The sequence below is a fragment of the Falsigemmobacter faecalis genome (assembly GCF_003863335.1).
Lineage (GTDB): Bacteria > Pseudomonadota > Alphaproteobacteria > Rhodobacterales > Rhodobacteraceae > Wagnerdoeblera > Wagnerdoeblera faecalis.
Map to the genome: position 1 here is coordinate 61,856 of NZ_RRAZ01000020.1, position 13,780 is coordinate 75,635.

Here is a 13,780-nt window from a genome sequence, read left to right on the forward strand (position 1 = left end):
GCCATGTCTTCTGCGGTCTCTCCCTCCCGCAGGACTATGGCCCGTCAGTGCCGGGACGACCGGCAAAACCCAAACCAAAGAAGGAATTTGACCATGAATGCGATCAAATCGGTCACTGCGGGCCTGCTGCTTACGGCCTTTGCCGCGCCGGCCCTGGCCGCGACTGTTGTCGGCCTCTCGGGCGAGAAGGACCTGCACTGGCTCGACACCGAAAGCTGGACCCGCACCGGCGGCGTCAGCGTGACCGGCGTCGAGGGGCGTCTCCTTGGCATCGATGTGCGCCCGGCCGACGGGATGCTTTACGGCGTCTTCGCCGATGGCACGCTGGCCAGCATTGACCCGATGACCGGCGTTGCGACAAAAGTCAGCACTCTGGCGACAAAGCTTGCCGATGGCGTCTCTGCCACGGTCGATTTCAACCCGGTCGCCGACAAGCTGCGCGTGATGGGCAGTGATGGCACCAGCCTTCGGGTGACGGTGGAAACCGGCGAAGTTGTGACCGACGGCAGCCACGCCTATGCCGATGGCACCGGCCCGAACGTCATCGCAGGAGCCTATACCAATTCCTACAAAGGCACTGAAAAGACGCAGCTTTTCAACATCGATGGTGCTGCGGGCTGGCTGGTGCTGCAGGATCCGCCGAATGACGGCAAGCTGAACCCCATCGGCGATATCGGTGTAAAGCCGGTCGAGGCCGGGTTCGACATCGCCTCTGATGGCAAGGGCGGCAATGCGGCCTGGCTCGTCGTGGAGGGCGGTTTCCATTCCGTCAATCTGGAAACCGGCGCAACCACCGAAGCCGGCCGGATTGAGGGAGCGAATGTCCGCGATATCGCCATCCTTCCCGCGATGTAAGATATCAGCCCGACAGTTTTGTGCGGTACGAGTGACGCGGCCCGAAGTCCCTGACTTTCGGGCCGCAGTTTCGTCCGGCCGGCTCTTTCAGGGCGAAGATGGCCTTCGGTTAACGCCGGGGCACTGTCAAACGCCGGTTCATGAGATCGGACAGCAAGAGTTTTCCGGGCGCCCCTGCATTCACGGCCCGCTGAAGAACAGAACTCCTCATCAGCCTCTGAAGGCACATCTTATCTGCCCTGGCCGCCGCCCGGCTGATTGTTCACTCTGCACCGGCCACATAGATCATTTTCGAGGCCGCGTCCCGCGCCGCAAACCCGGCCTCGGCACCCGGATGACGGCCCCCCCCCCGTTTTCACCGCACTGCAACAAGGCGTGAGACCATCGGGAATGGCGAAAGTGACACTTGCGCCATCAGAAGTCTGACGCCGTTCAACCTGCCCAGGCTGATGCCCCCCGTTTAGAAAGCATCCGGGACGGCGCTGAAAACCGCGCTGGCGCAAGCCCCGGGCAGATGGCCACGACACGGCCCAAGGCCCCCGCCCCGACGGGGCTGGCTGTTTGACGTCGCGTCCCGCCGGAGTTTTAGGTTCCATCTGGCGCTACTCTGGCACCTATGCCGGGCTGTCCCATTTTCCACACCACAAAGATCACTTTCGCGCCGATCACAATGACGCCTACAGGCGGAAGAGAAGGGCGCGGGCCGGAGACCCTGATCTGCGTCCTCAGCGAGAGCTCCTTTTGAAACTCATTGAACGTCAGGCATCCAGCTCGCGCTTTCGCTGCCAATCCGGATGATCTTCAGGTTTTCGATGCCTCACATGATCAACGCTCTATGGAAAGGCCGCGGTTTGGCCCGCGCCTTTTACCTTAGCGATGAGGGTGCTCCGGTTTCCTCGGGCGGTACCTGGCGGATGATACCCGCCCGGCTGTACGTCGTCCTGACCTGGGTCTTCGGCGTCATTGGTCCTGGCCCCTGCGCCTTCAGGTTTGCCCTTTGGACCATCGCGATCCCTGGCTTCTGGCTGTTATTGTTCTGATCGCTACCGCGCCGATCCTGTCGCTTGCGCGAGACGGCCCTGAGGCCAGCCGGATTGAAGGTGCCAACTGCGGGACGAAGCTCTGGTTGATCAGGGTGCTTCAGTTACCGACGACCGCCCCACCTTCTTTCTGCGCTGACCGGGTGCCATGGCGATGTCCGACATCGCGCTGGCGTCACTCCTCGGCCGCACGGGCGTCACAACGCAAACGATTAACCTCTTCTTCTGCGCAGAAGTCTTCCTCAAACTCTGCGTCACCGAAACCGCTGCCATGGCTGTTTTGGTTATGCCCGGCAACATAATGCTGACCGGGGTCTTCCCCCATGGCTTAACGAAGCTCGGGGAGCTGTCGTGAGATCACCTCTTCGTTGCATTCCTTCTTCTTCCGCCGCGCAGTGGCCAAAGGATGCGCAGTGTCGCCGGCATCGCGATTGTCGCCTCCTTCCTCATGCCAATGGCATCTATGGCGCTGACCTCGTTGAAGTTTCCGCGCGACATTTCCAGCACGCCCCGCTCTGCCTTCACGCCCACACTCGGAAACTGCGCCCGCGGCGTGGTGGCGCTGATCGGCTGCGGGCCGTTTTCCGTTGCAGGCTGAACCAACTGCCGTGATCCCGGCGATGCCATCGCCAAAGACCCTGAGTGAAGCTGCAAGGTCATCCGCGCCTCAACAGGACTTCGGAGGCGGCAGCCGTCTGAGCGGTTCCAATTGGCCTCCCACGCAGGAGGCCGGTGCGGGACCGGCAGCAGCGCAAGCCCCTTTCCAGGCATCCGCGTTCCGATGAGGCCGCGCGCTTCGGCTCTCTGCCTGGCCATCGCGCTAAGGCATCCTCTGGTGCCACAGGCACCTTGGCCGTAACCGAGCCGATCGCTTCATCTGCGGGAAGTTGCGCCATCAGGCCTGCCTGCCGATACAGGATCCTGCCCCGTCATCGCCATCAGGCTGGCGACCAGCCCCATCCTTTGCCGCAGCGGCAGGCCGAAAACGACCGCCAACACCAGATGGCCAGGTCACGCTATTCCTGCGGCCGGGGGGGTCACCATTATAGACCAGCCTCTCAGCCTGAGCACATGCGCAGGACTTCTGCCACGCAACAAAACACTGCGAGCTTGCAAATGCTTCGGCAGAGAAACCCGTGCCGGAGTTCTCCGACAGAACCGGACAGAGGCAAGATCACCGCGCGGACCGGGGCTATTTCGCTGCCTGATGCCCGAGAGAGCCGCAGGATGCGGCTTAAATGCGGGGGTTACGGCCCCCTCACCATGCTCTTCGCGCCGGAGTTGCGCGCGTAGCCCACCGGGCAGAGCCTGCGCGGCGACGCCTTTTTTAAGGCCCAGGCATAAAGCGCCCCGCCGTGTCGGAGTTCGCGCCAGCCGCGCCGCTGCCCGAACATTCCCACCTGTGCTTCCCGGTGGTGGCCAGACCCGCATCAGCAAATCTGCCCCGCAGGTCCGGGGAAAGGGCCATGCGGCTCGACATTATCGGCCCGGAAGCGCTGCACAGGGTGAACATCATGCGCAGCGCGCCACGCGGTGATGGTGCAGGCAAGGCGCAGCTGTCGCAGCGCACTCCCGGGCAATCTGGTGGCGATGGCCTCGGCGGGCGCGTTCAACGTCAGGAGGGCAGCCATAGTGTTGAGGGTTTTAACCCTCTGGCCGTTGCACTTGACGACCGCGCCAGACAGGGGCGCGCGTGCTGACACTCGGTGGCAGGGCCGCGGCACATGAGAGCAGGGCTTGCGTATCCGTGCGACGGGTACATCCGCTCAGGCAATACCGCGCTTCGCAAGTCTGGTCTTCTGCGCACGACGATGCCTGTTCATACCCCCCACCAGATCAGACGGCACGCGCGGCGCGGTGGCGAAAGATCGCGGCCCCCCCGATCAGCGCCCGCAGCCGTCAGCCGCGTTTTTTCTGCTGTTCCACGATCAGCGCCGCAAGGCGGAAGAAGCCATGCACCATCTTGGAGAAGGGCAGCAGCAGAAAGAGCGTCAAAACGGTGCCAAGGTGCAGCGCCAGCAGGCCCGGCATGAGGGTGCTCCCGGTGGCCGCATAAAGCGCCAGCCCGCTCGCAGCGACCGCCACAAGCAGCGCCACAAAGGCCATCTCGCCCCCCCACACGCGCTGCGCGCCAAGGGTTGGATCGGCTTTGAGCTTGCTCAGGATCATATCGACCCCGCCCAGCACCATCAGGATCCCGCCCGGAATGCCGAGCAGTTTTGGCGGGCTCAGAAGGCCGTAGGGCGCGGGCATATCGAGCAGATAATGCATCAGCGTGGCGATGCCGGTAGCCGCAAAGCAAAGCAGAAAGCCATACATGATCGCCTGATGCGAAAAACGGCGGCGCTGGCTGTAGCGGTTTTCTTTCTCAAAATTGCAGCCCTCGCCATGCCCCCCGGCAAGGTTTTTCATCACCGCGACCGAAGCGAAAGCGCCTTTCAGATCACCGGGCGTGATGCGGCGGCCTCCGGTTTCGCGCCAATAGCTGCGCAGGCCAAGCGCCACGCTGAGAAGCGGCAGCACAAAGGCCGGAAGAAAGAGGGCAACCAGCGTGTTATGCGAGAACACGGCGTAAAAACTGCCCTCCCCCCCCGAGCGCGCCGCATAGAAGAACACCGCGATGACCAGCACCATCAGCCCCATGATGGCCACGCCCCTGCTGTGGAACGCGCGCGCCAGAGCCGCGGGGCGAATGTGGCGCTCCCAGCTGTCCTGGCGGACTTCGGCAAGGATCGCCGGCACGTTGAGCGCAAATTCATGCGGCTCGGTATATTGGCACGAATAAGAGCAGCCCCGACAGTTGTGGCACAGATTGGCAAGGTGGCTCAGATCTCCGGCGGCAAAATCGGTATTGCGCGTCATGGCCGGAAAGACGGCGCAGAAGCCCTCGCAATAGCGGCAGGCGTTGCAGATTTCGATCTGGCGGCGGGCCTCGTTGATCAGACCGGGGGTCTCAAAGGACATGATGTGCGGCCTCCTGGCCTGCGAGCCGCCCGAAGACGGTGCCGATTGTCATACCAAACCCGGCCAGGTAGCCCTCGCCAAGGATTGAACCTGCGATCATCTCGCCTGCCGACCACACATTTTCCAGGGGGCCGCTGGCGTGCTGCACCCGCGCTTTGTCCGACACTTTCAGCCCGAGATAGGTGAAGGTGACGCCAGGGCGCAGCGAATAGCCATAAAAGGGCGGCTGGTCGATGGGCCGCGCCCAGTTGGTTTTGGGCGGTGTCAGCCCCTCGGTGGCCATGCCGTCGCGCTCGGTCGGATGGAACGTCCCGGGGCGGCAGGCGGCATTGAACGCCGAGACCGTGGCGGCAAGCCTCGCACCGTTGATCCCAAGCTTTTCGCCCAGCTCTTCGATCGTATTGGCCTCTGTGGCCGGGAAAACCGAGGGCATAAAGAGGTTTTTCGACTTCGCATCAATCACTGAAAAGCCAACCTGATCGGGCTGGGCTGCCACAAGACGGCCCCAGATCGCATAGCGCTTGGGCCAGGTGTCTTCGCCCTCATCATAGAAGCGGTCGCCGTCTTTATTGACCACCACCGAGAAGGGCACGCAGTCAAGCCGGGTGACGATGCCGCCGTCGAACTTCGGGGCGCGGCCGTCGATCGCCACGCAGTGGCATTGGGTGGGATCGCCGACGCTTTCGCAGCCCTGATCGATCATATTCTTCAGCACCACCCCGCGGTTATAGGGCGTTCCGCGGATCAGGAAATTCGCCGCCGCCGGGCCCCAGGCACGGGTGAGCCAGTCGGTATCAGACTGAAAGCCCCCCGAGGCCAGCACCACCGATTTGCCCCGGATCTTCTCGGTCGCCCCGCCCCGGATCGACACTTCGACATCGCTAAAGCGGCCGCCTTCCAGGGTCACATGCTGCACCTGGGCCTCATAGACCACCGTCACGCCCAGATCTTCGCAGCAGTTGTAATAGGCGTTGACCAGTGATTTTCCGCCACCAAGGAAAAAGGCATTGGTGCGGGACAGCGACAGCGTCCCCGACAGCGAAGGCTGAAAGCGCACGCCATGCGCCTCCATCCAGGGCAGGCATTCCTCAGAGGTGCGGATCGCCAGCCGCGCCAGATGCTCATCGGTGCGCCCCTTGGTCACGAGAAGGAGATCGTTGTAATATTCCTCCTCTTCATAAACCCCGGTCAGCACCGACACCGGTCCCTGATGCATACAGCGGAAGTTCCGGGTGTGGCGCGAATTGCCGCCGCGGTAAAACTTCGGCGCGCCCTCAAGGATAATCACCTTCGCGCCCGCCTCGGCGGCGGTAATCGCAGCACAGAGCGCGGCATTGCCGCCCCCGACCACCACCACATCCCACAGGCTCCCACCGCCCCCCGGCGCGGCCGTCCGGGGGCTTTGTGATTTCTGCTTCGACATTTCGTTCCTCATTCTGCCCGCAGGACGGGTCTAATCCTCAATGGTCGGGCTGAAGGCGCGCAGCATGTGCAGCCGTGCCACCTGGGCGGCCTCCATATGCGCGCGCATCGCGGCCTCTGCCGCGATCCCGTCACGGGCACACAGCGCCGCCAGAATGGTGTCATGCTCCTGCGCGGCCAGACGCGTGCGGTCGAGGTCGTGGAGCGTGGTTTTGCCCAAAATCAGCATGGTCTTTTGCAGCCCCCGGACAGAGCGCTGCAAAAAGCGGTTGCGGGCCGCTTCCAGCAGCATCTGGTGGAACTGGCGATTAAGGACCACGGCGCGGGCCTCATCGGGCGCGTTGCGGAAGTCCTCATTGAGCGCCTGCAGCTGGCGCAGCTCAGCCTCCCCCGCCATCCGGGCGGCGAGGCGTGCGGCGGTGCCCTCCAGCACCATCCGCATCTCATAAAGCTCCATCACCTCAGCATAATCGAGCACACGGATCGCCGCCCCCTGGCGGGGCAGATGCACAACAAGCCCGTCGCTTTCCAGAAGCCGGATCGCCTCGCGCACTGGTGTGCGCGAATAGCCCAGCCGCGCCGCCAGATCCACCTCCCGCAGCCTGGCACCCGGCGCAAGGATCCCGTCGCCGATCTCCTCAAGAAGGCGGCGATAAACAACGACCCCATTGGGCGTCGCGTCGGCAGCGGAACTGGTTGAATCTGTCATGTATCCTATTGTATCCAATCGAATACAATTTCGTCAAGTCTCTGATCTTCTGCCTGTGAGTGTTTGACAGGCAATAAATTTCCTGCCTCCGGCTATCGCGCCGCAGGCAGGATGACCCTGCAGGTCAGGATGCCGCCCCCGGCACCTTCTGCCAGGGTGGCATCTCAGAAAAGTCCGTTATGGCATCGGGCGGCAGTCTCAGGTGGCAGATCAGGATTGTGTTTCGGCGTGCAAATTTCACCTCCTCAGAGGGAGGCATCGCCGCCTGATTTTGCCCCCTTAAACAGCGTCATGTCGCAGATCAGCTGCAGCCGGGATGACCCTTTGCCGCTTCAGGCGCAGCCAGCGGCCGGGATCCCGGCCGTGCCGGGGAAATTATATCGGTTGATGGTAACGATGCCGGGGAAGACGAGATCGCCCGCCTGGTTGGGAAATCCAGCCAGGCGGCTTCGGCCCTTGTTGCGGGTTTGCCCCGCTCTCCGGCGATGACATGCCTTGGGGCCGGGGCCGGGGACTTGAGCTGACCTTCGCAGATCACGCCCACCCTGCGCATGGGCGCCGACGAGCTTAGCCCCTGGCTTTTCGGGGCGCGAAGACCTGATCCAAAAGACCGGCTGCGCCCGCAGCCGGCATCTAACGCGCGGATCTGATACACCGCCCCGTCAGAACGGCAGGGGCTGATGCGAAACCAAAGCCCGTCGGGCGGGGATGCTCTGCGCTCAGCGCGTCTCGCCGCCGTCAAAGATCATGGCGATCTCTGCCGCGGTCAGCAGCTTCCAGGTTCCCGGCGCCAGATCCTCCGGCAGGCTCAGCGCGCCAAGGCTTTCGCGGTGCAGCGCCACGACGTGATTGCCAACGGCGGCAAACATCCGGCGCACCTGATGATAGCGCCCCTCGGTGATGGCCAGCCGCGCCTCAGTCGGTGAGAGGACCTCAAGCTGCGCCGGGGCCAGGGGTTTGGTCTCCGCCTCAAGCATCAGCGTGCCAGAGGCAAAGATATCCGCCTCATTGCCCGCAAGCGGTCGCGCCAGCGTCGCGAAATAGGTCTTGCGGACCTGCCGTTTCGGGCTGATGACACGGTGCAAAAGCTCGCCGTCATCGGTCAGCAGCAAAAGGCCTGAGGTCTGTTTGTCCAGCCGCCCGATGGTCGAAATCGCCGGATCACGAGAGCGCCAGCGGATCGGCAGCAGATCATAGACCAGCCCGCCGTCTTCTTTATGCGAGCAGGTCATCCCAAGCGGTTTGTTCATCAGGATCACAAGCCCCGCAAGCGGATCCAGCGGTTCGCCGTCGATTTCCAGGCGCTGCGGCAGATCGGCAGTGACGGGAATGCGCGCCGAGACATCGGTCAGATCCTCGCCGTCCAGCAGGATCCCGCCTGCCCCAGCCATGCGGGCCATCTCCTTGCGGGATCCATATCCCATGGAGGACAATAACTTATCGACGCGCACACTGGGTGTTTTGGCCATGACAGATCCCTTTCTTCAGGCCCGCAGGCCGCCTGCCCCCATTCATCACGGAACCCCGCCAAGAGAAACCCCGCGCGCCACGGTTTCCTGCCCCGCCCCCTGTGACACGCCGCCCGGGGTCTGAGCTGCAGAGGCGTAAAGCAGCTGTCTGGCGATCAACCCCGCTATACCGCGGATCGTTTCGGCGCTGAAGTCAGGATTTTGCGACGGCACTCGTATGGCGTGAGGCGGTTGCGGGACGAAGGGCCGCGGGCATCGCAACAGCCGGCCATATTGCCCGCGACCTATGCGCCGGGATGGGGATGAGCCTGATACGGGCAGCGTGCCACCCCAGCCCCCCCTGAGCTGTGGCCCCTCTGCCCGACCTGAGCATGCGTCGCGGAAACACAGTCGCAGCACCGCTGCCACTCCGAGCAAAAGCTGAACCCGCGCAGGCCCGGACGGTTTTCTGCTTCATTAAACCCCGGAGAGGGGTTGGGCTTCGTCCGCCGATGCGCAATGCCATGCGCTTTGCAGATCATGTTGAAACCCATCGGCCCTGAATAATATTTCGAGGCTGGCTGAGGCCTGCCACCCTCAGGCGCGTACCGACTGCGCAGAAATGGCTCAGCCGGTCAGGACATAGCGCGCGGCTTTGCCGCCGTCTTCCGACCGGCCTTATGAGGCAGCCTTATCACCGCAGATTGACCGGTTCCCGCAAGCACTGCAACCTGGCAGGGTCAGTCGCCCGGGCAAAAAATGCCCGATTGCTGGCTCCCCCGGCTTCCAGCCGAAACCGCGCCTCAACCCCGCCCCCGGACCAGGGGCAGACGGGCTTTCGGGCTGCGATTATGCGGGCGTGCCGTCGCAGAGACGTCCCGATGGCTCATCCCGGCGCTTCCATGACGCGCGTGTCCGGAGGAGCTTTCTTGCCTTCCCGCGAGAGGCTCCCACCACAAAGGGCAGGAACAAACACGAAAGGAAAGCGCAACGCTTTGCTGCAGCCGATGCCCGACCGTAGCGGTCATCCCTCTGTCAGGGCCGCTCCGGAAACGACACTGCGCCCGCCATGATCGGCGGGCGCAGTGATGGAACCGTTTGAGCCTCAGGCCCGGCCGGGTTTTGATCAGGCCGGACCCGGGGTCGCTTCTTTGGTCACCGCAATCCCCGCCGGCAGCACCAGTCTGAGGATATCGGCCAGGGTGATGATACCGCACAACTCACTGCCGCGCTTCACGGTGGCAATCTGCACCCCTGCACCGCGCAGACGGGCCAGTGCCTCATAGACCGGCATCTGCGCGTCAAGGCTGAGGGCCGGGCGTGCAACCGTTGAAGCCTGCGCCTCATCGGCCATCATCAGGGTGTCACGCACATGAATGAATGACATGGGCTTACCCCGACCCGCTTCCATCAGGATGCGCATATGCCCGGACTGACGCGCTGCGGCGCGCACATCGGAAGCCTTGGCCGTCGCGGGAACCGAGATCACGCGCGCGCCTTTGGCGATCAGATCGCTCACCGGCATGCTGCTGAGCCCGATAAAGCCCGACAGCTGACGCTCCATCCCCGGCTCCAGAGCGCCGACTTTCGCCGAATGCTCCACCAGTTGCCGGATGGTCGCGATATCACGCCCGCCAACAGCCGCACTTTCCACCGGCTCAACACCAGAGGCGCGTACCAGACTGTTGGCGATCACGTTCATCCAGTGCAGCAGCGGACGCAGCGGCCAGGCGAGCGCCTGAGCGATCACACCGATGGAACGGGCCGACCGCTCGGGATGCGCGATTGCCCAGGACTTCGGGGCCATTTCCCCCACCACAAGGTGCAGGAAGGTGACCACGAACAAGGCCATCGCAAAGGAAGAGCCACCGGCGATCCAGCCCGGCAAACCGGCCGACAACAGCACAGGTTCAATCCAGCCATCCACCGCAGGCTTGGTGATGGCCCCAAGTGCGAAGGTGCAGGCCGTGATCCCAAGCTGCGCCAGCGCCAGCATCATGGTCAGATCGTTCATGCCGCGCAGGGCCGAACGCGCCGAGAGGCTCTCGGGGGCCAGCTCTTCCAGACGGTGACGACGTGCCCCGAGGAGGGCAAATTCGATGATCACAAACAGCGCACTTAAGGCGATTAGCACGAGGGTGATCACAGTGACAATGACGGGGTCTTTCATCATTCTGTGTCCTCCGTCATTGCAGCTTCCATCAGGGTCAGACGAATGCGGGTGGGCACATGGCGCTCCACCTCAAGGACATCGGCCTCAAGCCAGCGGCGCATGGGCTCATCGGAAACCAGCTCTGCGGGATCTGTCGGCAGCCCGATGGACACGCGCGCGCCGACCGCCGGCAATGCGCCGAGCTCATCAATGAGCAGGCCGGCGATGGTCTCTGCCTCAGTTTCGGGCAGATCATATTCGATGGCCCGGTGTACCTCGTCGAGGTGAACATCCCCGTCCATCACCCAGATATTGTCCCCGTCCGGGGTAATGGCATCGGGGGCTTCGAGGTCATGCTCATCGGTGATTTCGCCAACGATCTCCATGGCCAGATCCTCAAGGGTCAAAACGCCGGAGAAGCCGCCATATTCATCGATGACACAGGCCAGCTGATTGTCCGAGCTGATCAGATACTCCAGCGCATCGGGCAAAGGCATCAGCGTCGGGATCACCGTCGCCGGGCGCATGATCGTCTGCACCGAAGCCTCAGGATCGGCCATATCCATGCCCGCAAGGACATCAGACAGATGGACCACGCCCACGGGCGTATCCGAGCCGTCGAGCACCGGGTAGCGGCTGTGCGCGCGCGACATCAGAGCCTGCAGCTCCCCAAGGGTCGTGCTGGTGCTCACCGAGCCCACCTGCGAGCGCGGCACCATCGCGTGTTCCACATTCTGATTGGGAAAATCGAGAATGCGGTCCATCATCAGGGACTGCTCAACAGGCAGATCGCCGCTTTCACGCGAATCCGCGATGATCCGGGGCAGATCTTCCGCCGTGGCGCTGACGTCAAGGTCATGCACCGGCTCGATCCGCAGCAGGCGCAGGAAGACATTGGCCGAAAAATCGAAAAAGGCGATCAGCGGGCCAAAGACCTTCAGGTAAATCAGCGTGGACCGCGCAAGGCTCTGAGCCAGAGGCTGGGGCTTTGCGATGGCGAGGTTTTTGGGATAAAGCTCGCCAAAAATCATCATCGCCACGGTCGCCACACTCAGCGAGACAAGCGTGCCAATGGTGACGCCCATGCCGGGGGACACACCAAGGCCACCCAGCAGGACGCCCAGGGGTTCACCGACCATCGGCTCGGCAAGGAAGCCGACAAGCAGACCGCTGATGGTAATCCCGAGCTGAGCGCCCGAGAGCATAAAGCTGGTGCGTTTGGTCACATCCAGCGCGCGTTTGGCGGAGGTGTCACCCTCAGCGGCACTGACCGCAAGCCGCGTTCTGTCAACCGACATATACGCGAACTCCTGAGCCACAAAATAGGCTGTAGCCGCGATATTCGCTATAATAACAGCAAGACCGAACGCAAGAAGAAGAAGAGCTTCAATCACAGCATCACCTTAAGCTGCGACTGAAGCGGTCTAGAGTAGGGTGGGGTACTTCGGTTCACCTTTGGAACGCCCATGTTGTTGCGGATAGGTATGTGGTTATCCTGTCTCCCGACGGAAAGGAACGGCAGAGATAAAATCTGCAGGCTCAGCGGTGCTGGCGGGCCCCGGAAAATCCGCCACGGCCAGCCCGCTGTCTGATGACGCACTTCGTCTTATGCGAGGCGCTAATCCGTCACTCTCCCGCCACTCTGATCCCTGCTCCATAAGGTCGCCAACAGCGCCTCCGCCCGGAGCGGGAATTTCGATATGCCAGGGGGAAGATCCACCCTGAGCACGGATACCTTCGGAACTCCTGCGAAGGGGAATAAAAGATCCGTGCCCGCCGTGGCTGCGTAACGACCCCGCCCCTCAGGGCAGAGGCCGCCCGGACTTCATTTCCCCGCTGCGATTTACTGTCTGACGTCGGCGCGCGCAGTTGGAGGTGTGGAGGGATCAGTAACAGTCCCGTCGACCGTCAACCCCGACGCAGGGTGTAGCTTTAAGCTGGCCATGCTCCTCGTAATAGAAGCGTTTAACCGTTCAACGGGAAAACAATCCCCCGGATCGTTTGCTGATCCGCCTCATATTTCCGCAGTCTGCACCTCGGCAATATCGATGTGGAAAAAGCCAATCGGGGTGCGCTTGAATTTCTGCCGCCTGGGCTTGTCGCCGCCGACACCCTCAGGGCGTGGAATCCCTGACGCTGCAGATAGCGATGAAAGGCCGGCCAGCTGAGATTTGGGATGCTCGGTTGCAGATGACCTGCCACGGGATTTGTTCTCCACCGTTGATGAGAACCCGGCCCGGCTTGAGGCCGGCAATGAAGCGAACGAGATTCACGGACGAACAGATCATCGGCCTTCTGGCCGAGCACGAGGCAGGTGCAAAATGCGCTGACCTTTACCGCCGTCACGGCCTGTCGGAAGGCACCTTCTGTAACCGGAAGGCCAAATTCGGCGGCATGACGGTATCGGAGGCAAAGCGCCTGAAGACACCGGAAGATGAGAACGCCAGGCTGAAGACGCTGCCGGCGGAACAGAGGCCCGATCTCACCGCGATGAAGGAACTGGTTTCAAAAACTGGTGACGGTGAGCCATGAGCCGCCACTGGTTCAAGGCCATGGCGAACCCGTGAAGCGCGGGGCGGTCGCGCATTTGACGTCCTTACCCGGGCTCTCGGACCTGCAAGCGTGAAACAAACGGTCCGGGGGACTGTTTGTCGCGCAGCAGGGGCGTGTCAGATGGCCGGGGCTGATCGCAAAATGGTCCGCTACCGGGCCCGGCCTGAACCGGACACGGTGCTACCTGGGCGGTTGCGGGAGTTGTGGCCAACGAGCCAGAAGGTTCGGCTATCGGCGGCTCTTCGTGCTGCTGCGGCGCGAAGGCGAGCCTTCCGGGATCAATCGGATCTGTCGGCTCTGCCGCGAGGAAGGCCTGACGGTGCGCAGGCGGAAGGCCCGGCGAAAGGCGATCAGGACACGCGCCCCGATCCTGGTCGAGGCGCTGCCCAAGGCGCGCTGGTCGCTGGATTTCGCTTCGCGGACCTTCGGTTCGTTCCTGACCAGTTCGCGGGCGGTCATCGCTTCCGGGGCCTCAACGTGGTCGACGACGTCACTCGGGAATGCCCCGCAGCGATCCCGGACACTGCGATCCCGGGGCGCCACTTCCGGCCCGAGCCCCGGCCAAACACCCGAAAGCTCCAGCCTCGGGTGATTGTATTGGCCCCCGTTTCACCGGACACTCAGGCGGTTGCGGTTT

10 protein-coding genes and 2 pseudogenes are annotated in these 13,780 nt (G+C 62.9%); 4 read left to right on the forward strand and 8 right to left on the reverse strand.

What is annotated here, in order from left to right:
* Positions 1–93 precede the first annotated feature (93 nt).
* Both EG244_RS13805 and EG244_RS13810 read left to right on the forward strand, forming a co-directional pair.
* On the forward strand, positions 94–855 hold the full coding sequence (locus EG244_RS13805; RefSeq protein ID WP_124965577.1) for a DUF4394 domain-containing protein: 762 nt from the start codon (positions 94–96) through the stop codon (positions 853–855).
* A gap of 1,194 nt (positions 856–2,049) precedes the next feature.
* Positions 2,050–2,250 (forward strand): hypothetical protein, encoded by a 201-nt coding sequence (locus tag EG244_RS13810; RefSeq protein ID WP_199737972.1) that lies wholly within the window; start codon positions 2,050–2,052, stop codon positions 2,248–2,250.
* Between the two features lie 2 nt (positions 2,251–2,252).
* Here the strand turns inward: EG244_RS13810 and EG244_RS13815 are convergent, their stop codons facing one another.
* Positions 2,253–2,555, reverse strand: coding sequence for a hypothetical protein (locus EG244_RS13815; protein WP_124965579.1), 303 nt, complete (start codon positions 2,553–2,555; stop codon positions 2,253–2,255).
* Positions 2,556–3,361: 806 nt separating this feature from the next.
* Here EG244_RS13815 and EG244_RS13820 point away from each other — a divergent pair.
* Positions 3,362–3,595 carry a hypothetical protein gene (locus EG244_RS13820; protein ID WP_124965580.1) on the forward strand — a complete coding sequence of 78 codons (234 nt, stop codon included), beginning with the start codon at positions 3,362–3,364 and terminating at the stop codon, positions 3,593–3,595.
* 199 nt (positions 3,596–3,794) lie between these two features.
* Here the strand turns inward: EG244_RS13820 and tcuB are convergent, their stop codons facing one another.
* From tcuB to EG244_RS20985, 7 genes and pseudogenes are all read right to left on the reverse strand, one after another.
* On the reverse strand, positions 3,795–4,859 hold the full coding sequence (gene tcuB, locus EG244_RS13825) for a tricarballylate utilization 4Fe-4S protein TcuB (protein WP_124965581.1): 1,065 nt from the start codon (positions 4,857–4,859) through the stop codon (positions 3,795–3,797).
* Complete coding sequence (gene tcuA / locus EG244_RS13830; protein WP_124965582.1) at positions 4,849–6,282, reverse strand: FAD-dependent tricarballylate dehydrogenase TcuA; 1,434 nt, start codon at positions 6,280–6,282, stop codon at positions 4,849–4,851. Before tcuA ends, tcuB begins: the two co-directional genes overlap by 11 nt.
* A 30-nt stretch (positions 6,283–6,312) precedes the next feature.
* Complete coding sequence (locus tag EG244_RS13835) at positions 6,313–6,990, reverse strand: GntR family transcriptional regulator (protein WP_124965583.1); 678 nt, start codon at positions 6,988–6,990, stop codon at positions 6,313–6,315.
* Positions 6,991–7,709: 719 nt separating this feature from the next.
* Positions 7,710–8,381: a 16S rRNA pseudouridine(516) synthase gene (locus EG244_RS13840; protein WP_233589011.1), complete on the reverse strand. Its 672-nt coding sequence runs from the start codon at positions 8,379–8,381 to the stop codon at positions 7,710–7,712.
* 1,183 nt (positions 8,382–9,564) lie between these two features.
* Entirely contained in the window at positions 9,565–10,611 is a 1,047-nt protein-coding gene (locus EG244_RS13845) for a CNNM domain-containing protein (RefSeq protein ID WP_199737973.1), read from the reverse strand.
* A complete protein-coding gene (locus EG244_RS13850; protein ID WP_124965585.1) occupies positions 10,608–11,984 on the reverse strand; it encodes a hemolysin family protein in 1,377 nt (458 codons plus the stop codon). Before EG244_RS13850 ends, EG244_RS13845 begins: the two co-directional genes overlap by 4 nt.
* A 626-nt stretch (positions 11,985–12,610) precedes the next feature.
* Positions 12,611–12,780: pseudogene (locus EG244_RS20985) on the reverse strand (IS481 family transposase); the annotation flags it as partial.
* Between the two features lie 63 nt (positions 12,781–12,843).
* On the opposite strand from EG244_RS20985, the pseudogene EG244_RS13860 reads away from it, so the two are divergent.
* Positions 12,844–13,698: pseudogene (locus EG244_RS13860) on the forward strand (transposase); the annotation flags it as partial.
* Positions 13,699–13,780 lie beyond the last annotated feature (82 nt).

Coding starts and splice junctions, on each gene's coding strand:
- tcuA (WP_124965582.1), bottom strand. CDS start 6,282: ATGTCGAAGCAGAAATCACAAAGCCCCCGGACGGCCGCGCCGGGGGGC.
- EG244_RS13840 (WP_233589011.1), bottom strand. CDS start 8,381: ATGGCTGGGGCAGGCGGGATCCTGCTGGACGGCGAGGATCTGACCGAT.
- EG244_RS13805 (WP_124965577.1), top strand. CDS start 94: ATGAATGCGATCAAATCGGTCACTGCGGGCCTGCTGCTTACGGCCTTT.
- EG244_RS13815 (WP_124965579.1), bottom strand. CDS start 2,555: ATGACCTTGCAGCTTCACTCAGGGTCTTTGGCGATGGCATCGCCGGGA.
- EG244_RS13835 (WP_124965583.1), bottom strand. CDS start 6,990: ATGACAGATTCAACCAGTTCCGCTGCCGACGCGACGCCCAATGGGGTC.
- EG244_RS13845 (WP_199737973.1), bottom strand. CDS start 10,611: ATGATGAAAGACCCCGTCATTGTCACTGTGATCACCCTCGTGCTAATC.
- EG244_RS13810 (WP_199737972.1), top strand. CDS start 2,050: ATGTCCGACATCGCGCTGGCGTCACTCCTCGGCCGCACGGGCGTCACA.
- tcuB (WP_124965581.1), bottom strand. CDS start 4,859: ATGTCCTTTGAGACCCCCGGTCTGATCAACGAGGCCCGCCGCCAGATC.
- EG244_RS13820 (WP_124965580.1), top strand. CDS start 3,362: ATGCGGCTCGACATTATCGGCCCGGAAGCGCTGCACAGGGTGAACATC.